General features: G+C 48.8%; 26 protein-coding genes. 11 read left to right on the forward strand and 15 right to left on the reverse strand.

What is annotated here, in order from left to right:
* Positions 1-19: 19 nt before the first annotated feature.
* Positions 20-436 (reverse strand): hypothetical protein, encoded by a 417-nt coding sequence (locus tag OS112_04380; GenBank protein ID WAC05872.1) that lies wholly within the window; start codon positions 434-436, stop codon positions 20-22.
* 278 nt (positions 437-714) lie between these two features.
* On the opposite strand from OS112_04380, the gene OS112_04385 reads away from it, so the two are divergent.
* Positions 715-1,623, forward strand: coding sequence for a PIN domain-containing protein (locus OS112_04385; GenBank protein WAC05873.1), 909 nt, complete (start codon positions 715-717; stop codon positions 1,621-1,623).
* A gap of 40 nt (positions 1,624-1,663) precedes the next feature.
* Here OS112_04385 and OS112_04390 read toward each other — a convergent pair whose 3' ends face one another.
* Positions 1,664-3,121, reverse strand: coding sequence for a hypothetical protein (locus OS112_04390; GenBank protein WAC05874.1), 1,458 nt, complete (start codon positions 3,119-3,121; stop codon positions 1,664-1,666).
* An 835-nt stretch (positions 3,122-3,956) separates the two neighbouring features.
* Entirely contained in the window at positions 3,957-4,202 is a 246-nt protein-coding gene (locus OS112_04395; protein WAC05875.1) for a DUF2769 domain-containing protein, read from the reverse strand.
* 225 nt (positions 4,203-4,427) lie between these two features.
* Between OS112_04395 and OS112_04400 the strand changes: the two genes are divergently transcribed.
* Positions 4,428-5,555, forward strand: coding sequence for an LON peptidase substrate-binding domain-containing protein (locus tag OS112_04400; GenBank protein WAC05876.1), 1,128 nt, complete (start codon positions 4,428-4,430; stop codon positions 5,553-5,555).
* Positions 5,556-5,680: 125 nt separating this feature from the next.
* On the opposite strand, the gene OS112_04405 is transcribed toward OS112_04400, so the two are convergent.
* The 6 genes from OS112_04405 to OS112_04430 all read right to left on the reverse strand — a co-directional run bounded on the left by OS112_04405 (position 5,681) and on the right by OS112_04430 (position 15,257).
* Positions 5,681-8,164: a PAS domain S-box protein gene (locus OS112_04405; GenBank protein WAC05877.1), complete on the reverse strand. Its 2,484-nt coding sequence runs from the start codon at positions 8,162-8,164 to the stop codon at positions 5,681-5,683.
* A 141-nt stretch (positions 8,165-8,305) separates the two neighbouring features.
* Positions 8,306-8,458: a hypothetical protein gene (locus OS112_04410; protein WAC05878.1), complete on the reverse strand. Its 153-nt coding sequence runs from the start codon at positions 8,456-8,458 to the stop codon at positions 8,306-8,308.
* 443 nt (positions 8,459-8,901) lie between these two features.
* Positions 8,902-9,282: a HEAT repeat domain-containing protein gene (locus OS112_04415; GenBank protein ID WAC05879.1), complete on the reverse strand. Its 381-nt coding sequence runs from the start codon at positions 9,280-9,282 to the stop codon at positions 8,902-8,904.
* Positions 9,283-9,989: 707 nt separating this feature from the next.
* Complete coding sequence (locus OS112_04420) at positions 9,990-11,129, reverse strand: PAS domain S-box protein (GenBank protein ID WAC05880.1); 1,140 nt, start codon at positions 11,127-11,129, stop codon at positions 9,990-9,992.
* Between the two features lie 15 nt (positions 11,130-11,144).
* Entirely contained in the window at positions 11,145-13,715 is a 2,571-nt protein-coding gene (locus tag OS112_04425; protein WAC05881.1) for a PAS domain S-box protein, read from the reverse strand.
* A 450-nt stretch (positions 13,716-14,165) separates the two neighbouring features.
* Positions 14,166-15,257: a Fic family protein gene (locus OS112_04430; GenBank protein ID WAC05882.1), complete on the reverse strand. Its 1,092-nt coding sequence runs from the start codon at positions 15,255-15,257 to the stop codon at positions 14,166-14,168.
* Between the two features lie 159 nt (positions 15,258-15,416).
* Between OS112_04430 and OS112_04435 the strand changes: the two genes are divergently transcribed.
* The 4 genes from OS112_04435 (at position 15,417) to OS112_04450 (ending at position 17,252) form a co-directional block, all read left to right on the forward strand.
* Positions 15,417-15,611 (forward strand): type II toxin-antitoxin system Phd/YefM family antitoxin, encoded by a 195-nt coding sequence (locus tag OS112_04435; protein ID WAC05883.1) that lies wholly within the window; start codon positions 15,417-15,419, stop codon positions 15,609-15,611.
* A gap of 78 nt (positions 15,612-15,689) precedes the next feature.
* Positions 15,690-15,944 (forward strand): type II toxin-antitoxin system RelE/ParE family toxin, encoded by a 255-nt coding sequence (locus OS112_04440; GenBank protein ID WAC06135.1) that lies wholly within the window; start codon positions 15,690-15,692, stop codon positions 15,942-15,944.
* A 67-nt stretch (positions 15,945-16,011) separates the two neighbouring features.
* Positions 16,012-16,224 (forward strand): hypothetical protein, encoded by a 213-nt coding sequence (locus tag OS112_04445; protein ID WAC05884.1) that lies wholly within the window; start codon positions 16,012-16,014, stop codon positions 16,222-16,224.
* A gap of 167 nt (positions 16,225-16,391) precedes the next feature.
* Positions 16,392-17,252, forward strand: coding sequence for a class I SAM-dependent methyltransferase (locus OS112_04450; protein ID WAC05885.1), 861 nt, complete (start codon positions 16,392-16,394; stop codon positions 17,250-17,252).
* Between the two features lie 216 nt (positions 17,253-17,468).
* On the opposite strand, the gene OS112_04455 is transcribed toward OS112_04450, so the two are convergent.
* The 3 genes from OS112_04455 to OS112_04465 form a co-directional block, all read right to left on the reverse strand.
* On the reverse strand, positions 17,469-17,888 hold the full coding sequence (locus tag OS112_04455; GenBank protein WAC05886.1) for a PIN domain-containing protein: 420 nt from the start codon (positions 17,886-17,888) through the stop codon (positions 17,469-17,471).
* Entirely contained in the window at positions 17,839-18,123 is a 285-nt protein-coding gene (locus OS112_04460) for a hypothetical protein (GenBank protein ID WAC05887.1), read from the reverse strand. Before OS112_04460 ends, OS112_04455 begins: the two co-directional genes overlap by 50 nt.
* Positions 18,124-18,214: 91 nt before the next feature.
* Positions 18,215-18,394: a hypothetical protein gene (locus OS112_04465; GenBank protein ID WAC05888.1), complete on the reverse strand. Its 180-nt coding sequence runs from the start codon at positions 18,392-18,394 to the stop codon at positions 18,215-18,217.
* Positions 18,395-18,423: 29 nt separating this feature from the next.
* Between OS112_04465 and OS112_04470 the strand changes: the two genes are divergently transcribed.
* Complete coding sequence (locus OS112_04470) at positions 18,424-19,473, forward strand: phospholipase D-like domain-containing protein (GenBank protein ID WAC05889.1); 1,050 nt, start codon at positions 18,424-18,426, stop codon at positions 19,471-19,473.
* On the opposite strand, the gene OS112_04475 is transcribed toward OS112_04470, so the two are convergent.
* Together OS112_04475 and OS112_04480 are read right to left on the reverse strand one after the other, a co-directional pair.
* On the reverse strand, positions 19,394-19,942 hold the full coding sequence (locus OS112_04475) for an HNH endonuclease (protein ID WAC05890.1): 549 nt from the start codon (positions 19,940-19,942) through the stop codon (positions 19,394-19,396). The two genes, OS112_04470 and OS112_04475, sit on opposite strands and share 80 nt — an antisense overlap.
* Entirely contained in the window at positions 19,939-20,172 is a 234-nt protein-coding gene (locus OS112_04480) for a DUF2769 domain-containing protein (GenBank protein WAC05891.1), read from the reverse strand. The genes OS112_04475 and OS112_04480 overlap by 4 nt, the downstream gene beginning before the upstream one ends.
* A 250-nt stretch (positions 20,173-20,422) precedes the next feature.
* Between OS112_04480 and OS112_04485 the strand changes: the two genes are divergently transcribed.
* From OS112_04485 to OS112_04500, 4 genes are read left to right on the forward strand one after another with little or no spacing between them, the layout of a single operon-like run.
* Entirely contained in the window at positions 20,423-21,091 is a 669-nt protein-coding gene (locus OS112_04485; GenBank protein WAC05892.1) for an alpha/beta hydrolase, read from the forward strand.
* 29 nt (positions 21,092-21,120) lie between these two features.
* The gene (locus OS112_04490; protein ID WAC05893.1) at positions 21,121-21,810 is read left to right on the forward strand and encodes an NAD(P)/FAD-dependent oxidoreductase; all 690 of its coding nucleotides are present in this window, start codon (positions 21,121-21,123) and stop codon (positions 21,808-21,810) included.
* A gap of 2 nt (positions 21,811-21,812) precedes the next feature.
* Positions 21,813-22,151, forward strand: coding sequence for a cupin domain-containing protein (locus OS112_04495; GenBank protein ID WAC05894.1), 339 nt, complete (start codon positions 21,813-21,815; stop codon positions 22,149-22,151).
* Positions 22,152-22,206: 55 nt separating this feature from the next.
* Entirely contained in the window at positions 22,207-22,881 is a 675-nt protein-coding gene (locus tag OS112_04500; GenBank protein ID WAC05895.1) for a DUF2115 domain-containing protein, read from the forward strand.
* Between the two features lie 504 nt (positions 22,882-23,385).
* Here OS112_04500 and OS112_04505 read toward each other — a convergent pair.
* On the reverse strand, positions 23,386-24,504 hold the full coding sequence (locus OS112_04505; protein WAC05896.1) for a restriction endonuclease: 1,119 nt from the start codon (positions 24,502-24,504) through the stop codon (positions 23,386-23,388).
* Positions 24,505-24,588 lie beyond the last annotated feature (84 nt).

Below are 24,588 nucleotides of genomic sequence, written 5' to 3' on the forward strand. Positions count from 1 at the left end.
GGACCTGCAGCGTGCCGCTTCAGCAGAGCGACTCCCCAGTCCCCGCGATCGTTCCCGTCACATTGCTCACGGTACTCATGGCCGAATGGGCGAAGAAGTAGATGTCGTGATACCCGAAGATGGCCGCAACATTATTCGCGGCATCGAGCGCCGTATAGGCAACGATGCACGAGAGCACCAGCACCGACGCGAGGCCCGGCCTCTCTTCCTGCCCGAAGAGGTACGGGACCGCAACCATGAGCGGGAGCAGGGAGAGTATTCCCAGCACCATGCACGGGACCATGCCGGCTGCGGCAAAACAGGCGGCGGAGGTTGAGTTGCACTCCATGAAATGTTCTTTCTGGAGCAAGGCAAGGTGGAGCGTGGATGCGGACGAGATGGTGGCACAGGAGATCGCGGCCCCGATGAAGATCCAGTACCGCCGGTCGAAGTTCATCTCGTCTTAGTTTTTTGCCGGGTCGGTATTGAAGGGGATGGTTGGGGGGAGGGGAGTGTGATCAATAAGGTTGATTTTGCGGTTGAAAATATCGTCGACATCGTTGATGATATTGCACGATATGAAAACGTTAGCTGGATTCTATCCGAAGTGACAAACTCAATCCATTGATTTTAAACCTTTATAGCCGATTTGTTTAGAGCCTTTAACTCAACTGCAGAATAGTTTTATTGCTTTTAATGGAGTTATTGCATAATTGAACAATGCAAAAAATATTTGTGGATACTGAAAAATTTATTGATCTTTATTGGACATCAAAGGATCTTTCAAAAATAATTGACGATTTTAACAAATTACGACCATATTTAGTTGTTACGGAACAGCAAATTGATGAATTTATTCGGAATAGGGACATTCAATTAGAGAGATTAATTCACCAAATAAAATCATATAAATTTGAAGAGACTTTGGGTCAGAACGCGTTAATTCGTAAATTCCCAAAATTTTCAAAAATCAGAAAATTGCAAGAAGACATTAAAGAATTAAAGAAAGATTTAGTCGAAGAATTTCAAAGAATTCATGATAATCCCAATGATGATATTATATTTCAATTTTTTAATGAACTAACAGTGAAAGATTCTCATGTCATAATAATAAAAAGAACAGAAAATATTATACAAAAAGCACATTCAAGGAAATTGAGGGGTAATCCTCCTACAACTAAAGATAAGTATTCGATAGGAGATGAGATTAATTGGGAATCTCTTTTATCAAAGATAGATGATGATTTAATTATTATTTCAAGCGACACAACATATAAAAATCATCAAACATTTCTTCGTAGAGAATTTCAAACGTTGAAAAAAGGTAAATCATTGGATATCTACGATGAAGTCTCAGAAGCTCTTCATGTAATAAAAGAGAGACCATCTTTAGAATTAAAAGAATTCGAGAAAGAAAAAGGACAAATTAAAGCTGATCAAATAATTCAAAATTTTCAGAATTTAAGGCACTTTGTTGCAGCGTCTACGGGAGGATTTGATTCATCGAATAATATTACTATTGATAATCTTGACAATAAGTTCAAGAATAACATTATTTCGATACTTTCTCCATCTACCTACGATGGCTATCTTTATTCAAAAAAAAATAATATTGAATCTAACACTGATAAGCCAGAAAAATAGTTTAATTTATCAAAATAATTTAATCGTTTGTTCTCAGAGATTATAACCAATTGAAAAAGGTCTTAGCAATAAATTGAAAAAGACCTAATGCTACAGTCGGGAGGAGTCCAGAAATTAGTCCTGTTGCTGTAAGGATTGAGATGGTGATTAAATATTTTTTATATCCAAACTTTCCGAAGATAATTTGCCACTCACTTATCGAATTTAAACGGGTTATTTTGTTTGAGATTTTACTATAATTTACGACATCACTGTTTGTATGAAAAGTTAAATTTTCAATATAAATTAAACGTTCTTTTAGGTTTTTTTGACACGTCCTGATCATGTCGATTATTTTTATCCGATATCGAATTATTGGAGATACTAAAATCCAAGTTAAAATTGCGAATAATGAAATTACAGAAATGAAACCCATTATTTTTGAAAATGGATCTGTTCTCATATGAGCAAAAGCATCAGATGCAATCGCCGCCCAATACATCACGGTTGTGATCAAGAAAAACATGATTGCAATGATCCAAACAGAGTAAAACCAAATCTTTGGGATACTGCTGTTTGTTTCATCATCGAATAGTATCTTTTCACTAAATTTACTCTTAAGACTTAAAAGTCCAATATTTTCAATTGCCGCGAATGCTATACTTAATAAATTTCCAAAAATAAACCATACCAAGATACCATACGGTAGTGAAAAAATTTCAGACCAGAATAAAAAATCAGACATCGAATACAAAATTACTGGATTATTGGTAAATGGCATTGGAATAAAATTCGTCCTAGCGTAAATATTTCCGAACAATGAAATAAACACTCCATATTTAATTAACAAATACATTCCTACGCAAAGAAGACCCACCGTTGTCGCATGAGAAATAATTGAATATGGTGGGGAAAAAATTTGAGATTTAATTTGCCATTCTTCATACACCTTGCAATAATTCGATTTTTTGTAATTATCAGATAATTTTAGGTACAAATGTTCTGGTGATGCTTGCATCCTTAACATTAATAAAAACTTTTTTGAAAAATAAATTAAGACGATGGAAAAAAGGAGATATGCAAAAAATGGGATTACTTCCGATAATTGGGGGTTATTAAATGGAAACAATCGTGGATAAAAATAGAGAATAAAGCTAAGAAGAGTTAAGATTGAAAAAATACACCAAATAATTTTGAAACTGAAAACATAATCGATTATTTTTTCAACAAAAAGTCTATTATCTGTATTTAAGTTTCGACCATTAAGAATTCTAGTGTAATATTTTAATTCATCTGAAATTCTTGATCTAGAAGAATTGGGTAAATATGTAACTACTATTGTTTCACCACATATGATACACGGGTTTTGTTTATCGTGTTTTTTTTCGTTATAAAGAATTTTATCATTCGTATTTTTTTTTGTTTCTATCAGAGGATGAGGAAAAATACAAGTACTTTGAATCATTTCAACTTCGTTTACTGCCCCACAGTAGGGGCAATTAATTTCAGTAGATTCCATGTGCGTATAATCTTAAAATGAAAATTTGGTATAAATAAATATATCTTTTATTTTTTTGACAAAATGTCATTGCTCGAAGATAGATATATGGCGGACGAAAAAATGCTGCTCGATAAATCCTACGAGAAAATTTTACAGAAAAAAGATCCGGAATGAAGGGCAAAAACAGGGGTTCTTTTCATTCAGGCATACTACAACCCGATCCGGCACCCGATCGTGCCCGCAATTAGCGCTAATTACGTCCTTCATTTTACGTCGGAGAAATGGATGAAAAGTGCGAATTATTCCCGCTTTTTGGGGAAGTTGAATGCCGAAGGCATGAGACTGGAGAAGACCGAAGTCTTCGACCATTATGCCCGGAATCCAGGCTCGAATCATGCTTTTGGGCAATCCCCAGATCCGTCCCACCGTCGGAGAGTGGCGTCCATAAAAGTACTGCTGTCTCTTAGGCTTTTTGTAGCTGTCCGGCCCGGGTTGTCAGACATTCGTCCGACACATACCTGAAATTCACGCCGGAGTCCGTCGGAAACAAACCTCGGATAAAGGGGCAGAACAGGGCGTTCCGGCCCTCCAACGTCCTGCAACCCGTTTATGCTCCCGATCGCCCGCCGTAACGTTGCTATATATTGCCTCATGCTCTCCGGCGTGAAAACTGGCACTTTTGTGTGGATTATTCCGCGTTTTTTAAGAATTATGACCTCTGATACCTGGCGGGGTGAGGGAAAAAAGGTACAACGGGGCCCGTTACGGGCCCGGATTTTCCAGGAGGATCTTCGGGGTTATCGAAACGCTCATCAGACGGGGGGGCAGGAAAAAAGTGTGCGGAAGACCGGCCTTATGCCTTGGTGCAGAAGTACGCGAGCTGGAGATGGTATTTTGCGAAGAGCTCGCAGCCCAGGCAGTAGCACCGGACTTCTTTTTTGTCTTCGCACGAGGTCCGGCCGCGTATGCAGAAGAGCTCTTTTGGCTCGCAGTTCTCAAAGTGGTGCGCCCGGTAGGTCGGGCAGATCGTGCAGTACTTCCTGCAGATCTCCCGGTTCTCCTCGGTGTCCTCGGGAACATTTTCACGGCGGGGTATCATAGGGGATGATCTGTGCACTCAGGGATAATAGGTTTCTTCCGGTATTTTTTCCGGTGTGGTACGAAACGAATGTTTATTATTGGATAAACCCTACCGTGAGGTAAACATCGTGGTGTCCCAAAAAGACGGGAATACCGGTTTGTCATTGAAGAAAAATCCCAGATATATCCAGGCATTATGTTTGAAAAGAGAGATTCAGATCTGCATCAGGCCGGGAGAACGGACGTGCACATCGTGCTGCCGCTCTCCGGGGTGGTCATCCTTCCCGGCACCCGCACGAAACTCCAGGTTGACCAAAAGATCGGGAAGATCCTGGAGGCAGAGATAGAGCGTACCGGCACCGCGTACGCGGTCGGGCTGACCGTACAAGAGGAGAACGAAGAGGCCGGACCGACCGAAGATTCCCTGTACAGGACCGGCAACCTCCTGAAGATCGCGTTCGTGCAGCCTGCCGATGACGGCTTTGTGATCGGAGCGCTGGCTGTGCACCGGGTCACTGCCGGACTGTTCAAGGGAAAAGACGGGCTGCTCTGCGCCACGCACCGGCCCGCCCCGGATCTTCTTGACCTCGATGCCGCACAGGAAGCAGCGCTGGTGGCAGAGATCAAGACGGTCGCCCATGAGATCGGCAGCCGGTTCCACGGGTCCGAACAGTTTACCGGGGCCCTTGACCGGATGGACTCGGCCGGTCCGATCATGGGATTTATCGTACCGTTCCTGCCGGTCCCCGTATCAACGAAGCAGGCGCTCCTTGAGATCGATTCCGTCCGGGAACGCACGGCTGCGTTCATCGGACTCCTTGCAAAGATGAAGGAGGACATCAACTTCCGGATCGGGATCGCACAGAAAGTCTCTGATAAGGTCAACAGGTCCAACCGGGAAGCGATGCTCCGGGAACAGTTAAAGGTCATCCAGCAGGAACTCGGTGAGATCGACGGTTCCGGACCAGATGACGGGGGATACCGGGAGAAGATCGAACAGTCAAAGATGCCCGGTGACATTAAGAAAAAAGCCCTTGCCGAAGTGCGGAAACTGGAGACGGGGGGCAGCCAGAACCACGAGAGCCCGGTCATAAGGAACTACCTCGACCTGCTGCTCGAGCTCCCGTGGGAGACAGAAGCGGCACCGGGCATCGATATCGCGGCAGCTCGTCGGATCCTTGACGGCAACCACAACGGGCTGGAAAAAAACGACAAGCCCGACATAGGCAAGAGAAAGGAGCGTGGCAGGCACAAATCCCCGGTACCGGTACCGGTAGGCAAGCAGCACGATCGGGAAATAATACAAATGCATGAAGATGATCGTGATACCGTGCGAGAGGCAGTAGATGGAAAAGAGGAGGACTGCTGCTGAGCTGGTGAGGATGAGTGCCCGCCAGACGTTCTCTGAGAGGAAGTACTTCTCAACTAAACCCCATCCGGTGCCCTGACCATCCCTGTCATCTTCCATACTTATACTCCCTGTATCTCCTTTCCTGTTCACTGTTTTTCTTTTATGACAATCGTAAACGTCGTGCCGGTCGTCTGGTCGAGTTCAATCGTACCCTGCAACTGTTCCACGAGCGAGATCACGAGCCGGAGCCCCAGCGACTTGGCGTTGCGCCAGTCAAAGTCCTGTGGGATACCGACACCGTTGTCCCGCACGATAAGAAAGATATCATTTTTGTCTTTTTTGATATCAATGACAATCTCCCCCTTCCTGTCCCCGGGAAAAGCGTACTTGATCGCATTGGAGATGAGTTCATTGATCATGAGACCCAGAGGGATCGCCGTGTCGATGTTCACCATGATTGCAGGTGCATTGATGGTAAAGCGTATGAGCTGCGGTTTGACACCGTAAAACGAAAAGAGTTCCCTGGCGAGGAACTGGATGTAGTCCTTGAGATCAATTCTTGAGATGTCGCCGGACCGGTAGAGGCGTTCGTGGACAAGCGCCATCGCCCTGATCCGGTTCTGGCTCTCCTTGATCACCTTCAGGACAACCGGGTCGTCGATGGTGCGGCTTTGGAGGTTTAACAGGCTGATGATGATCTGCATGTTATTCTTGACCCGGTGGTGGACTTCCTTAAAGAGAATGTCTTTCTCGTGCAGGGAATTATTCAGCGCCTCGGTACGTTCGGTAACCTTCGATTCCAGTTCCTCGCTGAACTTTTTCAGCCATTCCTCAGCCAGTTTCCGGTTAGTGATGTCCTGATTCGCACCGTGGGTCTTGATAGTCCTGCCGTTTTCGTCTTTCGTAATTCCAAAACGCACGATGATGTGCCGGATCTCACCATTCCTGCGGACAATCCGGTGTTCCAATTCAGATACATAATCAGGATCGGTTGCCTGTATGGCCTTATTCACTTCATCGGCAACTACGTTTATTTCGTCCGGGTGAACAAATTCGCGGGCATACACTTCTGCCGGCATCTGGTACCCGCCCTCCCGTTCTGCCGTTGTGCCATACAGAGCATAAAACCGATCGTTGAAGGTAAAGATGCCTGTCGGAACATCAAATTCCCAGTTCGCTAAGTGTGCCAGGTCCATCGCTTCTGAGAGCTGAATCTGGCTTTTTTTCAGTGCACCTTCTACCTGTTTCTGCTTGGTGATATCCCGGATAATCGCGATGAGGAAGTTCTGCATCCCTATAGACATAATATCGGCATTAACCAGTGCATTGAACAGTTCACCGGATTTCCGTTGCTCTATTACCTCATACTGGATTATCCGCCCATGCTGCTTTATCTGATCAATGAAGGCAGCACGGTCTTCTTTTTTCGGCCAGATACCCAGTTCAAGTGCACTTTTCCCGATCAACTCTTCACGGGAGTACCCGAAGATTGTGGTTGCGGCTTCGTTTACTTCAACGAATCGCCCGGAATCCAGTTCGCTGATCGTGATTGCATCGGGTGCCGAGTGGAATGCTTTTGTATATTTTTCCTGAACAACCCGCAATGTTTCCTCCGCCCGCTTGCGCCTGGTGATATCCAGGAGGGAGGCTGCGCTCTTTTTCGTTCCTGGGATGACATCGATAGAGAGGTAGACAGTGCGGATATCCCCGGATTTTGTGACAAACCGAAACTCGTAGTGGGTGAGTGCCTTCTCCCGGTTCTGCCTGCGCAACCGGTGCTGGGCGAGCATCCGATCCAGATCCCCCTTGACCACAAATTCGGTCCAGCTCTTTTTTCCCTCTATATCGTCTTTGGAAAAACCACTCAGTTTTGCGAACTCCGCATTGGCGAGGCTGATAATGTTGCTCTCTTCCACGACAACCATCGCGGTGCCGGTATTCTCAAAGACAGTGCGGTACTTCTCCTCGCTCTCGCGCAGTTCCTCATGGACCTGCCTTCGCTTCAGATCGGAATATAACCACAGGGAAAGCAGGATGAGGGCAAGGATGATGCTGAACAGGATAACCGCTGTGGCCATGGCTATCTGGGACGAGGCACCGCTTGCTTCAAGAATCTCCGGCAGCGGGGTAGACAGGCCGATTGTCCATGTGTTATTGCCGACCCTGACCGGTGTCCATGCAGCGATCTCAGGGCCTTTTTCCGGTAGCCAGACATAATACCCGACCCCTTCCCGGGCATTGCTGACATCCGCAGTCATCTCCTCATAGTGGCTCGCCCCGCTTTTTTGCTGGAGGGCAAAGATCTGCGCCATGCTCTTGCCCCAGTATTCCTCGGGCAGATCCGCACTCTGGTCAAATACGATATGATCCGGCGCATAAATCCAGGCATCACCGTTTTTCAACAGGCGGATGGGATCGATTAATTTTGTATAAATCTCCTGTTCAATAGCCGGTATGTCCTTTCGGCCAAGCACCACTGTCTGTACGTATACGTATTCCTGAACACCGCGGGCTGCTTCACGGACAACCTCCAGTTCAGTCTGCTGGTAGGAAGATATCGCTGTATCAGTTGCAACCTGGTTCAGGTTGATGATATAAAAGATCCCAAGCCCGACGAAAATGATAAACATCAGAAAAACAAGGATGTATTGGATTCTTACACGTTTGAGTACATCAGGTCGTTTCTTTTGGAATTTATTTTCTGCATTGTCTGTCTCTGTTTTCCTGCCGTTCATTTTCAACCTTCAGATTGTTTGTTGCCTGATCTATCCTTATTCCTTCTTCTTCACGACAATCGTAAAAACCGTCCTGGAACTCCGGTCGAGTTCAATCGTCCCGTCCATCTGGTCGACAAGTGAAGTGACCAGTCGCATGCCAAGTGAGGGGGTGGTTCTCCAGAACGGGTATTTTTTCTTTATTTTCACCTCTTTCGCCCCATAAGATATTAACTGTCCACTCTCTTTCAAAACGATATAAATTATCCCCTGTTCGAGATATGGAAGGAACCGGTATCGCCGCAGAGCTACCATTTCCCGAAATGACCTGGACCTTGTTCGTTGCGATGGCCGGGCTGGTGCTGGCCCGGGTTGTGGACCCGGTGACCGCTCAGCAGGTGGGTGGGATGATTACGGGAATTTGAGGCTGGTTGGGGTCGGAAGTAGCAGACCCCGGTCCCTTTTCAATTCTGATTAATTGTTTGCCGGCGAACCGGTACGAAACTACCTTTTTGTTACCCCACATCACGTAATCGCTTTCAGTAAAGGTTGTGATTCGTCAGCGGCTGGTTCAATCATTAGTTATGAAGTATTATGAAGTGCAAGATCATTCAATAATCGTCAACGCATCAGAATTCGTTAATTATACTCGTTTAGTTCCCCTGAATTTTTCCCAATGCTTCGGCTGCTTTCCCCCGCGTTATTTCATCCTCGTCATTCAATGCCAGCCTGAGTGCGTCGATTGCGGTTTCTGGTTTTATCTCACCGAGCGCCCATGCAGCCCCATGCCGGACCCAGACATGTTTGTCATGCAGGGCTTGGATAAGCGGTTCGACAGCCTTTTCCGCTTTGCGGTGTCCAAGTGCGCCGGCGGCGGTTGAACGGACAATCTCGTCAGGATCGTTAAGTTCCTGAATTAGTTGTTCAACGGATTTTTCTGCAGGAATATCTAACGGTACGGCAGTATCAACTCGGGCAGGTTCAACTTTATTGTGAACCGGTATTTTTGACTTCTTTTTCCTTTTTGAGACCATGATATGTCAACCTCTTGCTGGAACTTCCCTGATATGACGGATATCGAGAAATTGTATGGAAGTTCTCTTTGTAATTTGTGCGGATTTAAACTGTCATATCAGGGCAGAGCATCTGGATATCTATTAAAGGTATATTTAGAGATTTGCAGCTCACAGATCGGCGGAACGGTGATCTGAATGGGATGAAAATATGCCGGATGTGATCCAAGTGGGCCGGGTTGCCGGACTTGTGATCGCACAAGTCCTCGATCCGGTGAAGGCTCAGCAGGTGGTGGGGATTATTTTGGGGATTAGGGTGCGAGACGATCCCCCACCTTATTTAACCCTCGCCGGAGGTACCTGAAATTTGAGGGTCTAAACCCTGAGGGAAATAACCCCAAATTAGGCTCCGTTTTTCACCCCGAAAAGAGGGGCCAGATACCGGAAAACCCCGTAAAACCGCCCTTTTCTGTTCCTGTGGAAACGGAGGGGTTATAGCGCCCTGATTGCCGAAATGCGACAGGATTGCCCTTCAGCGAAGGGGTATTAAAGGGCATAGAATCGAGGCCAATCCGGCCACGTAGTTTTACCCGATCGCGAGGGAGAAACGCGATTTAAGGCCCTGTTTTGAAGGTCGGTTTTTCTGATGAAGATTTGAAAAAATAGGGGAATAGGGGAAACATAAAAAAGAGCCTGCCGGAATATCACCGGAGGTTGTCCCCTATTTTTCAGATTCGATGCACCAGCTGCTCCCTTAACACAAATGTGCGATTAATCAGTTGGTTGTCTTTCATAATAGGAGAACTCTTGAGGGACATATGGATTTTAAGCCCGTGCTTGTTCCGAAGCATTAGGTTCCCCGTCCAGACACTCTTTGTATCCGTTAAAAAGTCCTCTTTTCCGAGTGCAAATTTTGATTCCGGAGATTTGAACTCATTAATGTGCTTCCCTATCACCTCTTCAAGAGAATATCCCAGCATTTTTTCCGCAGCATGATTCAAATAACTGATAAATCCGATATGATCGGTAATGATAACAATGTCATCCATACCATCGAGGGTTGCGGTATACTTGAGGAGATCTTTGTTTTTATTCAACAGTTGTAAATTCAATTGCTCCAATTTACCTTCTGTCTCCTTTATGGCGGTGATATCGTGACAGTAGAGCGCAATCTTTGTCACCATTCCCCGTGAATTAAAAATCGGATACAAGCTGTTTTCAAGCCACCTGTTTTTGATCTGTTCAATAAAATGAGCTGGTTTTCCGGATCGGACCGTTCTCTCCTCTTCAGCCATACGGGCAGTGATTGCTCCTGCTGTAAGGAGATCATTGACAGTCATGTGAACGAGATCGTCAGCCTTCTTTTTGAGTTTTTTTGCCATTGTCTCGTTCGCACCGAGAACGTTCCCGTCATTATCAAGAAGAAGCATCGCATCGGTAGTAGTGTTTAACAGAGCCCGTATCGTACGATCACGTTCTTTTACTTTCTCGTCCATCGAGTGCTTATAAAGTGCCATCTGGATCGTGGTTTTCAATGCCCTTTCTTCGAGCGGTTTGATGAGATATCCAAACGGCTCGGTGATAATTGCCTTTTTAATAGTGGCATCATCCGAATGGGCTGTGAGGTAGACTATCGGTATTCCGTAGCGCGTACGGATCTGGTCTGCAGCCAAAATCCCGTTCATCTCGCCTTTCAGAGTGATATCCATCACGACAATGTCCGGATTAAATTCACCAGCCATCCTGATGGCATCCTCTCCTGTGGCCACCACTTTTGGTACATCATATCCCATTTCAGTCAATCGTGACCGGATTTCTGAACCTGTTACAAATTCGTCCTCGACAACAAGTATTTTCACTTTACCCATAAATCCCCCTTCTTTTCATACCGGGAACGTAATCGTATATCTGGTTCCGCCTTCCCGCTCCAGTTCAATCGATCCACTGATCTGTTCAACCAGACCGTAAATAAGCTGCATTCCCAGCGATTCGGTACGTTCAAACGTGATTCCTTCAGGAATTCCAATACCATCATCGCTATATATAACGATATACCTATCCGCTTTCATCCTCATATCAATCGTGATCAGCCCTTTTCTTCGATTGGGGAATGCATGTTTTAAGGAATTTGAGATCATCTCATTGAGGATCAGACTGCAGGGCACGGCTTTGTTAATATGCAAAAATACATTTTCCAGATTCAACTGCAGACTGATAATATTTGGATCAACCTGATAGGATTCAAACAAATGACCAGTGATTTCCCGTAGATATTCTGAATAATCAATCCGATCGAGATCCGTGGATTGATAGAGTTTCTCGTGCACGAGTGCTATGGATTTGACCCTGTTCTGGCTTTCCCGTAATATGCCTTTTACTGTCTCATCCTTCAGCGTTTTTGCTTGCATGTAGAGGAGACTTGAGATCACCTGCATGTTGTTTTTGACCCGGTGGTGGATCTCTTTTAAGAGCATCTCTTTCTCTTTGAGCGATTTTGAAATCACATCCGCCATCTGTTTGCGTTCCGTTATGTCCCGGAAGATGCCGAGCAGGCACTTTCTGCCCTGCAGGATAATCGGGGCGGAACTGATTTCGACAAAAAAGACGGTGCCGTCTTTCCGTAGTATCGGTATGTTAGAAGACAGGGTTATTTCCCCGCGGATCTGTTTTTCGAACTCTTCGATTGCATATGGCAGATCTGCCGGACGGATTATATCGGCTACCGAAAGGCTGAGCAGTTCCGTTTCAGAATAGCCCGTCTGTTTCAGGATTGCTGCGTTTGCCATCACGAGCCTGCGTGTCTCCTGGTCCGCAACGAGCAACCCGTCTCGTGCAGCATCAACAATAATATGAAATTTCTGCTCTGATTCATGGACTGCTGTCTCAGCTTGCCTGCGTTCAGTGATGTCCCGGACCACCGAAACCATTACCCGTTTTCCTTGGAGAGTTACCACGTGGGTATTGATCTCGACCGGAACGATGATCCCGTCCTTTCGCAGGTGCTCAGCCTCGAAGAATGAACGGCCGGTCGTGGATAATTCCCTCATGATCTCATCGAAAGGCCGGCTGTGGTAGCCGGTGATTATATCAAGGGGCCCGCATTTCAGCATCTCTTCCCGGGTATACTGCAGCATCCGGCAGGCAACTTCGTTTACTTCAATAAATCTTCCGGGCTTCCCGTCCGGTAAAATATTATGGATGTGGATCCCGTCGTTAACCATGTCAAAGATGCTACGGAACCGTTCCTCGCTGGTGCGCAAGGCCTCTTCCGCCAGTTTGCGTTCGGTGATGTCCTGAACCGTACCATGAAACCCGCTGATTTTTCCATCTGAACCACGTTTTACGCCACCAAAGGCATTTACCCATCGTTTGCTGCCATCCGGACGAATGAGTTCCAGTTCAAGGTTGTACGGTTCACCGGTAGCGAGTGCTGTCGTGACCGCACCGCTGAGACGATCCCAGCTGGACGGGGCATAGATACGTGGATGTTCTGCATACGTGGGCGCCGGTAATGAAGAGTCCAAGCCGGCAATATTGTACAATTCCTCGGACCAGAACACTGTATCGTTTTCGATAATCCAGTCCCACGTCCCGATATGTGCAAGCCGGTGCGCTTCTTTCAGTCTCTGCTGTGCAGATACCAGATCCAGTTCTGCCCGTTTGCGTTCGGTGACATCACGAAAAATACCGCGAGTGTATGCTGGTTTTCCATTAATGAACCGACAATTGACATTTCCCTCAACAGAGATCTTTTTGCCATCCTTACTGATGAAAACAGCCTCAATAGTACCGATATTTTCTCCGGATAACAGGCGTTTGAAGGCGACCATGCAATGCAACAGGGAATCCGGATGGATAATATCATTTAACGATAAATGAGGGATGTCTGTTTCGGAATAACCAAGCGTTTTCATCCATGCCTGGTTAACATAAATAATTTTACCTTCAGGCGTGATGCTCTGTATTAAATCGTTTGCATTATCGATAATATCATGATATTTCTGTTCGCTCTCCTGCAACGCCTCTTCTGCCCGTTTGCGTTCGGTGATGTCCCGTCCGATGGCAATTGCCCAATAATTGCCTTCGGATTCGATCTGCCGGATATTCCACAATATGATCCGCTGTTCGCCGGTTTTTGTGGTAATCTTTGTTTCGAGGTTCTCGAAGAACCGGAGTGAGGTGATGATGTCTGTGATCCGTTTCGTTATGCTGCGCCGGTATTCCGCATCCGGATACAGTCGCTTCCACACGTCGCTTCTGCCCATGACTTCGTTCCGTGGATACCCGGTTAGCGTTTCTGCGGCCCTGTTCCAGACCTGGACCTTGCCCCGGGGATCGAGAACGGCAATGAGGTCATTGGCATTATCGATGATTTCCGCTTCAATGCATGCCGGATGATTCGCATTCTTACCAGTCATCGGTTCCCACTTTCCGTTACCTGTCCGAGTGACCATATATCATTCAGGTAAATGAAGGTTTGCCTGATAAAAACAGGATTTACCGAGATCTTAAAAAACCCGGAACAAAGGGCATATTTACTGTTCTGTCACTTTCTGCCCGTAAAACGGTACATCCCTTTCGGGAAAAAAATCTCAAACCGGGCTCCTTTTCCTTTCCTGATGTGCCGGGCTATACCGGAAAACCCCGTAAAACCGCCCTTTTCTGTTCCTGTGGAAACGAAGGGGTTATAGCGCCCTGTTTGCCAAAATACGGCAGATTTGCACCTCACCTGATGGCAGCCAAAGCCCATTGAATCGAGGTGATTTTTACCCCATACTTTTACCCATCTGACGGGAGAAAATCGATTCCAGGCCCTGTTTTGAGGGTCTGTTTTTCCGGACCTGTCGATCAAATCGACACGTTGCCCGGACGTGTCGAAAAAACCAGAAAAAATCGACACATCCCTACGGCTCTGCAAGCAGTTTCAGGAGAGCGGGATGGAGGAATATCTTCTCCCGCCCGGCCTTCCGTGATTCAAGGACGCCGATCTCTTCGAGTTTCTGCAGGTATCCCGCAGCGGTCTGCCGCCGTGCAATCCCGGCATCGACCACAAACGAGATCTTGGAGTAGGGCTGGACAAAGATCAGCTCGATGAGCTCCCGGGAGTAGATCTGGCGGGGGAGATTTTTCCGGCACAGTGTGGTCGTGTCGTCAAGCAGGCGGCGGATCGCACGAACGCGCTCGAACGTCCGGGCCGATGTGTTCTCCACGGCAGCGAGCATGAAGAGCACCCACTCCTCCCACGCCTGTTCTTCGGTCACCGCCCGCAGCAGCCGGTAGTAATCGCTCTTGTGCTCGATGATGTAGCGGCTGAGGTACAGGACGGGGATATCCAGAAGGCCCTGCTCCACAAGATAGAGAATGTTCAGGATGCGCCCGGTCCTCCCGTTCCCGTCCTCGAACGGGTGGATGGCCTCGAACTGGTAATGGATCAGCGCAAGCCGGATGAGGGGATCGAGCGGGCTCTCGTTTTGGGTGCGGATGAAATGCTCAAGATGATCCAGCTTCTCCCGCAGGATCTCCCCGCCGTCCGGTGGCGTGTAGATCACCTCCCCGGTCGTCTTGTTCTCAATCTGCGTGCCCGGGCTCTGGCGGAGCTGCACCTCGTGGTCGAGCAGGACTTCGCACACCTCGCGGAGCAGCCCCACCGAGATGGATTGCCCGGTGAGCTGGTCATATCCCCGCCGCAGAGCTGTCCGGTACCGCAGGACCTCCTTGGTCTGGGGATCGGTTGCTGCCCCGGGAAGGATCGATGCCTGGTAGAGCTTGTCGCCCGTTGTAACGACGTTCTCAATCTCGGAACTTGCCTTTGCTTCCTGGAGCGGGATGGCATTGATCAGGATCGCCTGGTTCGGGATCAGGTTACCGGCCCCTTTCAGTGATGCGAGGGCACGGTGGGCCCCGACACATCTCTTCAGCACGCCCTTTGATTCAAGATCGATGGCAGGCGGAAGCGGCGGGAGATTATTATAGGGGCTTTTTCGATCAAATTTCATGTGCCGGTCCTCCGGGTGGTTTTGTGAATGTTCCGGGGCAGGGAGATCCTCCGGCAGACCGGAACACCGTATCTCTCATCAACACATTGGGTTTTGGCAAAAATATAGTATTCCCCCGACCCTTGCACGAAAAAGCGGTTATATCATCAGGCGAATATAATGGATGATCAGGAATCCTGTATGGCCACCGCCGAACAGTATGTTGTCGATGAGAACGGGAACAAGGTCGCCGTCATCCTCCCGCTCACAGAATATCAGCACCTCAAGGAAGATCTCCATGATCTCGCCATGGTTGCCGAGAGGCGGGACGAAGGCACGATAAGTCTTGCCGAGCTGAAGAAACGCGTGATGTGAGCCGGCGCAATGGAAGCGTATTCGATTGCATTTCTGAAAGGTTCGTAAGAACCTGAAAGACGAGAAGAATTCGGAAGAATTCTTCGCTGTAAAAAGAGCGCTGAAAAAGATCTCCGGAAAATTCCCAAAGAAATTATCCCGCACATTTTTGAGCATATTGAGAATCTTGTGAGTGACCCGGTTCCTCACGATGCATACAAACTTGCCAGTGCAGAAAACCTTTACCGCATCCGCATCGGTGATTATCGCGTGATCTATCAGGTGCTGCACGGAAGCCGCGAAGTTACAGTGATATATATCCGGCACCGGAGCGTCGCGTATCGCGGGTTGTAGGGTATTGTGGTTCCATCCTGCGGTATTTTGTCTTCCGGAAACGACCGATACACGAGATGGTGAGTCCATGAGAAACGACGAATGCATCATCAGGTTCTTAAACAGGGAGGGCAAGGTGCTCCAGACCTTCCAGAGGGACAAAGACGGCTGGTTCCAGACCAGTTCGAAGGGCATTGTGCGGCGGTGCACGGCCGAGCAGACGCTCTCGCACCTCCTGCCGCCGCTTGCCGGGGTCAGCCGGGCAATCGTGAGCGTGGAACGGATCGCACACCGGGAGTGACGCAAAGGAGACAGCCGGGGCCGGTGATCGCATGCCGTCAGGCAACTGCCGGAAACATGACGGGCTCCATAAACATGCAGCGATGGGGGCTGACGGGTTGTTGAGTAACAACCGGCCAAAGATGCGATGAGGAGAATTATCCCATCTCTAAAAAAAAAAATAAAAAAGTGTACTTTAGATCCTCGCGATCAGTTCGCTTTGGGAAAACATTCGTATACCAATCCAGATCAGGCAAGGGTATATTCCGGTTATTACACAACTTAGTAAAAGGAGGTTGTGCATTGGACATCCCACGTATCTTCAACATCGCCGAAAGTGCTCACCGCATCCATAACCCGTTCACACCGGAAAATCTCGCCACTCTCGGCGCAGCGTTGCGCCTGGAACCGGGGACTCGTGTGCTCGACCTCGGCAGCGGTTCGGGCGAGATGCTGTGCACCTGGGCACGCGATTACGGAATCATCGGCGTCGGTATCGACATGAGCCGGTTGTTCACCGGGCAGGCGAAACTCCGCGCTGAAGAACTCGGAGTCGCCGACCGGGTCGGGTTCATCCACGGCGACGCTGTCGGCTACGTCGCCGACGAAAAGGCCGGTGTGGCAGCCTGTCTCGGTGCCACGTGGATCGGCGGGGGAGTCGCCGGCACCATCGGGCTTCTGGCAAAGAGTCTTTGCCCCGGAGGAATCATCCTCATCGGCGAGCCCTACTGGCGGCAGTTACCCCGGACAGAAGACGTTGCCAGGGGATGCGAAGCCAGTTCTGTCTTTGACTTTCTCATGCTCCCGGAACTTCTCGGGTCTTTTGGCGACCTCGGCTACGATGTTGTGGAAATGGTTCTGGCTGACCACGGTGGCTGGGACAGGTACGAAGCGGCCAAGTGGCTCACGATGCGCCGATGGCTCGAAGCAAATCCCGATGACGACTTCGTAAAAGAGGTCAGGGCTAAACTGACTGTGGAACCAAAACGCTACGCCGCGTACACGCGTGAATACCTTGGATGGGGTGTGTTCGCGCTGATGGCGCGGTGATGTGAGGCAGCTGTGATATCCGGCGGATTGTCAACGGCCGGGGCGGCTGAGCTGCACCCAACGGCTCGTCAACGTGTGAGTTCATGTTTAATTACAAAAACACCCATGCAACAACCAGGGAACGTTGAGGCTGTGGGGGGATATATAAAACTCTAATCCAGTAAAGCCCCAAGTTTTTTTTTATTTTCTGCGATCCAAAATTAAAAAAAAACAGTCTCAGGCCGGACCTACAAAAATAACATCGGGAAGCTTCTTAAAATGCGGGTCCCCGGTCAGGACCTTCGCATGATTCAGGTGTGCCGTTGCATAGATGATCGCATCGGCAATGCCCCCCTCTTTCATGCTCCTCCGCACGGCCCCTCCTGCCCGTGCAATATCGAGGTCGACGGGGACCAGGCGGCTCCTGAGCCTGATCTTGGCCACCATAAGGTCCATACGCTCCTTATCGCCGCCATAGGGCCGTTCAAGTTCCACAACCGTCATCATCGACGTGATTTTGTGGTCAGGCCCCTCAATAATTTCACGGACGCGGTCATTGCCCCTCCAGTACTCGACCCATGCCCATGTATCGAGAACGACCGCGATATCAATCCTCTCCGCTGCACCGGTATTCCGCCAGATCGGAAAATACCCCAAAATCCGAAGGGAGATGTTTCTGCCGTTCCATAATCAGGAACATGATCGCCTCATCGTAGGTCCTGAACTGTTTTTCCTCGATGATCTGGTCGAGCCATTGTTTCGTTGATTTAAGGACCTGCACGGGAGCACGCAGATCCTTGGCCGGAACGCCATGCATGAATTTCCGTGCCTTCCCCCGCAAAGGGAGCGTGGTCACCGGTCCGGAGTTACCGGTATGAATTGTTTTTGCCATATCCGTGTTTAATGTATACATTATACAGTATTAACAATATTGGCGAAAGACGCGATCGTTTAACCTTCCAAAAAGATCGTTGAATCCCAGGTTACCGCGACCCCCGGGTCACTTGGCCCCCAGCGTTACGGATTGTCGTTTCAATGGTTGTGAGCAGTTCTTCATCGCAAAGAGCATAATCAAGCAGCTCGAATGTGTTCACCAGTGCAATGGGTTTGAAGACGGCCAGTGGCTTTTTTCCTGCAGTTGCCCCGCCCTTTTCCGGTGGCACTTTATACCTTCATTGCGCATCATATCAGTATGCGGAGTCTTCCCGTCACGTTCGTCTTCCTGTTCCTCGCCCTTATTGCAGCCGGGTGTCTTGGCCTGCACGGGAATACGGCACCCGCAATCCCCGGGCAGGCCAGCGTTACGGAGTCCGCCTCCCCTGCCATTCACACCCTCATCGTAGAACCCGATGACGGAAAGGCAATGGTCCTCTCCACGATTGCCGGGGCTCACGACAACCTCACGCTCACTATCTACGAGATCATCGATCCCGACATCGCCGCCGCCCTTGCTGCAGCGCAGGGGAGGGGCGTTGTGGTCCGTGTGCTCTACAACAATGCATCGTTTACGTCCATGTACAGGACGAACCCGGACAGCGGCGTCATCGTGAACCTCTCCCGGGCCGGGGTTGCAATGAAGCCGGCTTCGCCGGCCTTTACCGTCACCCACCAGAAGACGCTCACCGCTGACGGATCCCGCTCGGTCATCATGACGTTCAACCTGCAGCCGGACTACTTTACCACGACAAGGGACTTCGGGATCGTCACGACCAGCCTGCCCGAAGTCCGGGAGATCGCGGACGTGTTTGATGCAGACTGGAATTACCTGCCCGTCACTCCCGCCGGGCCAACGCTTGTCTGGAGCCCGGTTAATTCCCGTGCAAAGATCCTCCGGGTAATCGGCCATGCAACAAAAACACTCGATGTCTACAACGAAGAGATCACGGACAAGGAATGCATCGATGCGCTCGCGGCGGCGGCGAAACGGGGGGTTGCCGTCCGGGTGATCGCAGCCGATCTCAGGAGCAACGGGAAAAACGATAACGTTCCCGCCCTCGCGACCCTGAATGCCGGCAGTGCACGGGCAAAGACCATCACATCGCTGTACATCCACGCGAAGATGGTACTCGCCGATTACGGGACACCGGAACAGGTCGCGTATCTCGGATCGGAGAATTTCAGCAAAGTCTCGCTCGACCAGAACCGCGAGCTTGGGATCCTGGTTACGGAAAAACCGATCCTGGACCGTCTCGAGTCGGTCTTCTCACAGGACTGGCTCGTTCCCGCAATGCCGGAGACGTAAAGAGCCGCCGGCCACCCCTGCCGGAGTTGCACGACTGATAGACGCGGATCGCATTGTCGGGAATGTCCGGGCCTCCGCAGGATCGCGGGAGAATGTGATCGGTCGTGAGTGGGCCTTGTACTCCGCAGTAGATGCACTCGTCAGGCTTCTCGTGCTCGCGGAGCCATTCGCGGATGGTCGATGACCAGATTATTTTCCCGTTACGGAGCTGGGTAAACCGGCTCATCTGGAATGCCCGCTGGCCGGAAAGTCCGGCAGATTTTGAAAAATGGTGTTGACGCAGACAATACACCGTCAGCTTTTCTATCGTGTCCGCCTTGACACATCGCGGCTTGAGGTCACAGGCCAGCCCCTTCGTGCGGCCTGGTTCCTTTTTGTCTACGTTTAAGCGTCCCGCTGTCGTGGCGATTGCAGGGCAGCTCTTGCGCTCCCGGCTTTCCGCAAAAAAAATTGAAAAAGAAATCTTCACCGTTTGGCGCAGAAGTACCCGACAACAAGCCCGTGCCCGGTAAAGAGCTCGCATGCGGGACAGAAGCACCCCATCGTTTTTGCTTTTGACGGGGCCGATGATATTCCCCGTGCGCAAAATAGCGTGTCGGGCTGGTACCGTGCGAGAATATTGCGCTTGTATGTCGGGCATGCCCCGCAGTATTTTTTGCAGATCTCCTGGTTCCCTAACGTATCTTTGACGGGTTCCATGCCGGCACTCACTATGAAGGAATAGTCTGATGGAGGATAATACGCTTCTTCATGGTACGAATGAAAAATTCACGCCGGTGACTGTCGTAGCGAACCCCTATGTTTTCGGCCAATAGAAGCGTTACAGCCATCAGCACAATCCTGAACACCATACAGGGAATTTTTTTTATACTTTTCACCAGGTAACAGACACTTATAGGATCAAAAAGCAATGCCATATCAGGATTATCAGGTTGTGAGGCGGTTCAATATGGTAACGTACGTTCTGGTCCATGGCGGCAACATGACGACCGATACGTGGAATAAACTTACAAGAGGAAAACCTGTTCATACTCCTGACGGCACGATGGGTGGCATGATCTGGGACCCCGTTGTTCCTTCTCTTACGGCACATAACCACCGCGTCTTTGCGCCGACGCTTCTGGATGAACACAGCAGCAGCCTCACCGGGCATATCGTGCAGGTATGCGAACTGATCACCGGAAATGATTTACGGGATATTATTCCGGTCGGGCACAGTTATGGCGGGATGGTAATAACCGGTGTTGCAGCAAAGATGCCTGACAGGATCCGCCGTCTGGTGTATGTCGATGCCGCATTTCCGGATCCGGGGCAGTCACTCTTTGATCTCATTGTCTCCGGTGGCTGCGACCCCTTGTCATTTGCCGGCCTGGAACCAGCCCCGCCGTACGTGGAAAAGCTGCAGTTTGATGCAGCGAAAATAAAACCCCTCAAAAAAACCTATATCCTCTGCACAAAAAGCGAATTCAAAGGCGTGACCCGGATCGCAAAGGAAAAAATTGACGCCGACACAAAAGGATGGACCTATCTCGAGCTGCCGTCATCCCACGTGCCAATGGCTGACATGCCGGCCGAGGTTGTAAAAATTTTGCTGGACGCCGCAAAAAAAGATAATTAAACGTTCATGCAACGGAGATATGAAGAACGATGACAAACTCTCCGGAAGGTGCAATCCTCCAGCGGGATGGGAGGACGTATGCAGTTGTTACCCGCATCCCGGCGGGCATGGTCACACCGGATGACCTTGAGAAGATTGCCAGGGTCGGGCGGAAGTACCAGGTACCGATGCTGAAGATCACCTCAGGCCAGCGGATCGCGCTCATCGGCATCGAACCAGACAATGTGCAGCATGTGATTCATGAGCTGGGCCCTCTTGCAAAACCCGAGACCGCCCCCTGCGTCAAGTTCGTGCAGGCATGTCTTGGCACCGATATGTGCCGGTACGGGAACCAGAACTCGATCGGCCTTGCCCGTGCCATGGATGGACAGTTCAGGGACCAGACCTTCCCGGCAAAGATCAAGATCGGTGTCTCCGGCTGCCCGCGCTCCTGCGGTGAGAGCCACACCCGGGACATCGGGATCATGGGGACAAACAAGGGCTGGACGGTTTTTTTTGGCGGCAACGGGGGCACCCGGCCGAGGTTTGCAGACCTTATCGCCCGGAACCTCCCGGAGGCAGAAGCGCTTGACTGTGCACAGCGCCTTGCCGAATATTACCGGAGCCGCGCAAAACCCCACGAACGGACGGCCCGGTTCATGGAGCGCATCGGGATCGATACGCTCAAATCCGATCTGCTGACATTACTTCCGTATATACCGGTTGATGAGGTGAAATGAACATGAAAATTATAAAAGTTGCAGACGTTATTTCTGGCCCTAACCCCCACCACGTGGACGCCCGGAAGATCTATGAGTCACCCCATGCGATGGCTGTTGTCATCACCCTGCAACCCGGCGAGTCGCTCAAAAAACACATCACGCCGGTCGATGTATTTTTCTACGTGCTTGAAGGCACCGGCATTATCGAGATCGGGAATGAGCGGGCGAGCTGCACAAAGGATATGCTCATTGAGAGTCCCGCCCGGATCCCGCACCGCTGGACAAACGAGAGCAACGCAGTCTTCCGGGTGCTCGTGGTCAAAGTGCCAAAGCCCGCCGAAGAGACGAAAATTTTGTAGGGTCCGGGAGTGATCCCCAGCCCGGAAAGGATCGAGGAGTCTTTAGGAAACGACCATGCCCGGCATCCGGTCACACGACACAGGGGAGACAGAGAGCGCATTATCAGAGATCGCAGGGAAATGCGGTCTGCTCGGGTCAAAAAAGAGCCGGGGAGATCTCGGCGCAGCCATCGCCGCTGTCGTCCTCGCGTACTCCCCCCGTGACCTGCACCAGATGAGATGGAACTTCTCAGAAAAGATCCGTAATATCGATCCCGTGTACCGCAAACACCTCGAAGAGACCATCACCGGGCACCTGCACGGGACATATCAGAACGTCCGGCTCATGGACCAGCAGGGGGTATTCCTGACAATGCGAGAGCCTGTTGTGGATGGTGTCCCGGAGTACTGGAAAATGGCTGCAGAGAATTGCACGACGGGAGAGGAGGAGGAGGACCGGCTCCGGTTTTTGAAATTTTTGCTTGCCGGGTTCTGCATGTTCGTGCAGGGGCTCCCCGGGCATCCTGTCGGCATGGAATTCCCCGGCGGGGACAAGGTGGATGTGATCGACGGGGTCTGTTACTGCCCGGTCCGGACCAAGGCAAACGATGTCGATGCAGCCCTCTGCCCGTTCTGCCCGGCCCTCCAGACACCGGAGATCGGGTATCTCAGGCCACCAGTCAACGCGAGCGGGCACCGGAAACAGGAGTTCATCAGGAACTGTTACGACTTCCACAACTTCAACGGCTGAAATTTTCCCACCGTCGCGTTGACCTTATTATTGCAGATTTCAGGTCATCATCCGAAAAACAGGGGATGCCGGGGGGCAACTCATAATAGACGCGCCCTGTCCCGATATGATGGGGGTATTACCTTTGAATTCGGGTCACAATATTTCTTTTTCGGTTGCATTGGCCCGGGGTTCGTATGGCATGATTGTCACTTTCGCACTCTGTTTGCATCGCCTTAATACCCAGCGATTCCGGTTACATTCAGATATGATATCTCTCTGGTGCAGCAGGAAAAATTCAATAGCCGGACTCTTAAAAGATACAGAAAATTTCACTTCTGCTTTGGTACCCTGCAAAGGATCGGAGTGTGGGGATTGGAGAGGTGGACAGTGCATCCATATCCATAAAGTGGGAAAATAGAGCGTGGCAACCTGTTAGAGTGTAGTGTTCAAGATGCCGGGCTGGTGTCGTTATGTGTATGATATCGAATGATTTCAGGATAATAGGACATCCTCAAAAACTATTTACCTTCTTGAATCTTTTTCAAATTCTTTTACAATAGCGCCAAAAGATTTTAATACGTGCGAAAAGGTTCCTCCTTTTCGAAGTTCTGTTTTACATTTTGAACAATATTTTCTTGTCTTCATCTTTCCTCCACCACAACGAGGGCAGATTCCTTTATCTTCTTTAGATATGGTACCATTTTGCGATTTTTTGTTCACGCCCCCAGTTTTTTTTTCCGCATTTCTCTTTTGGCTCTCAATTGAATCAAATACTTCATTTATATTAAATTTAAGGAGATGTTTTTTCACTAGTTCATGTAACTTTTCTTTATTCCACAATTCAATAGGGGAATTTTTTGATTGTTCTCTAGCATTTTTTGTGAAGTCAGAAGTCGTAACAAGAATGCAAGAATGGACTCGATAATACCCCATACTACCCAATAAATTTTGAATATCTCTATTTCCAACGGGGTGACCTTCTTGAAACCTTTTACATTGAACAGCTATCCTTTGATTGTTTTTTATTGCGATAATGTCCACACCATAATCTCCTGTTTTTTTAGTTACTTCAGTTTGATATCCCATCTCTTGAAGCAATAATGCAGTAAAATGTTCAAAATCGAAAGGTGACATTTCTGAAAAATTATTAGCCAAACCGATTTTGATTTGTTTTAATTTTTGGATTTCTTCAAGGTTAATCCATTGTTTTTCATAAATTTCAAATCCTTTCTGTCTTTGCGAGAGAATTAACGATATATTATTTTTTGCATCTGCGATCTTTAAGTTGCATTCTTGAATTTCAAGATTTTTTTTATTAAGACGTTCAGATAATTTAGTGATTTCATTATCGATTGTTTTTAGATTATTTTGTAGTATTGTTGTTTCAATTGTATTTTTTGTATGATCGATAGCGTTCGAAAAAAATTTCAGGGGGTTACTTTTGGTATTTGATTGATTAGTGGTGTCGCTTTCCTTTAATTGAATATTCCCTAGTACTTTATTTTTTTTAATTACTTCATTTTTCACTTCGTTTTCAAGACTATTTTTTTGATCCTCCAGCATTAATAAAAATTCTGATAAATCAGATAAACTCTTTTGATATAAATTTAACAAATTTTTACTTTCTGAAAATTCTTCCATTGTGAATCAATGAGGAGTATCTATAATTAATTTTAATGATCATCGATCACATTTTGAATCCATCAATCCAGCAGCATCATCCCA

Source organism: Methanoregula sp. (assembly GCA_026625165.1).
Classification (GTDB): Archaea; Halobacteriota; Methanomicrobia; order Methanomicrobiales; family Methanospirillaceae; genus MVRE01.

Excerpts from the sequence above, each read along its gene's own strand:
- OS112_04495 (WAC05894.1), top strand. The coding sequence starts at position 21,813 with ATGAAAATTATAAAAGTTGCAGACGTTATTTCTGGCCCTAACCCCCAC.
- OS112_04445 (WAC05884.1), top strand. The coding sequence starts at position 16,012 with ATGAGAAACGACGAATGCATCATCAGGTTCTTAAACAGGGAGGGCAAG.
- OS112_04485 (WAC05892.1), top strand. The coding sequence starts at position 20,423 with ATGGTAACGTACGTTCTGGTCCATGGCGGCAACATGACGACCGATACG.
- OS112_04470 (WAC05889.1), top strand. The coding sequence starts at position 18,424 with ATGCGGAGTCTTCCCGTCACGTTCGTCTTCCTGTTCCTCGCCCTTATT.
- OS112_04425 (WAC05881.1), bottom strand. The coding sequence starts at position 13,715 with ATGGTCACTCGGACAGGTAACGGAAAGTGGGAACCGATGACTGGTAAG.
- OS112_04490 (WAC05893.1), top strand. The coding sequence starts at position 21,121 with ATGACAAACTCTCCGGAAGGTGCAATCCTCCAGCGGGATGGGAGGACG.
- OS112_04460 (WAC05887.1), bottom strand. The coding sequence starts at position 18,123 with ATGGCAAAAACAATTCATACCGGTAACTCCGGACCGGTGACCACGCTC.
- OS112_04395 (WAC05875.1), bottom strand. The coding sequence starts at position 4,202 with ATGATACCCCGCCGTGAAAATGTTCCCGAGGACACCGAGGAGAACCGG.
- OS112_04415 (WAC05879.1), bottom strand. The coding sequence starts at position 9,282 with ATGGTCTCAAAAAGGAAAAAGAAGTCAAAAATACCGGTTCACAATAAA.
- OS112_04420 (WAC05880.1), bottom strand. The coding sequence starts at position 11,129 with ATGGGTAAAGTGAAAATACTTGTTGTCGAGGACGAATTTGTAACAGGT.
- OS112_04435 (WAC05883.1), top strand. The coding sequence starts at position 15,417 with ATGGATGATCAGGAATCCTGTATGGCCACCGCCGAACAGTATGTTGTC.
- OS112_04405 (WAC05877.1), bottom strand. The coding sequence starts at position 8,164 with ATGTTTATCATTTTCGTCGGGCTTGGGATCTTTTATATCATCAACCTG.
- OS112_04500 (WAC05895.1), top strand. The coding sequence starts at position 22,207 with ATGCCCGGCATCCGGTCACACGACACAGGGGAGACAGAGAGCGCATTA.
- OS112_04390 (WAC05874.1), bottom strand. The coding sequence starts at position 3,121 with ATGGAATCTACTGAAATTAATTGCCCCTACTGTGGGGCAGTAAACGAA.
- OS112_04430 (WAC05882.1), bottom strand. The coding sequence starts at position 15,257 with ATGAAATTTGATCGAAAAAGCCCCTATAATAATCTCCCGCCGCTTCCG.
- OS112_04480 (WAC05891.1), bottom strand. The coding sequence starts at position 20,172 with ATGGAACCCGTCAAAGATACGTTAGGGAACCAGGAGATCTGCAAAAAA.
- OS112_04505 (WAC05896.1), bottom strand. The coding sequence starts at position 24,504 with ATGGAAGAATTTTCAGAAAGTAAAAATTTGTTAAATTTATATCAAAAG.
- OS112_04380 (WAC05872.1), bottom strand. The coding sequence starts at position 436 with ATGAACTTCGACCGGCGGTACTGGATCTTCATCGGGGCCGCGATCTCC.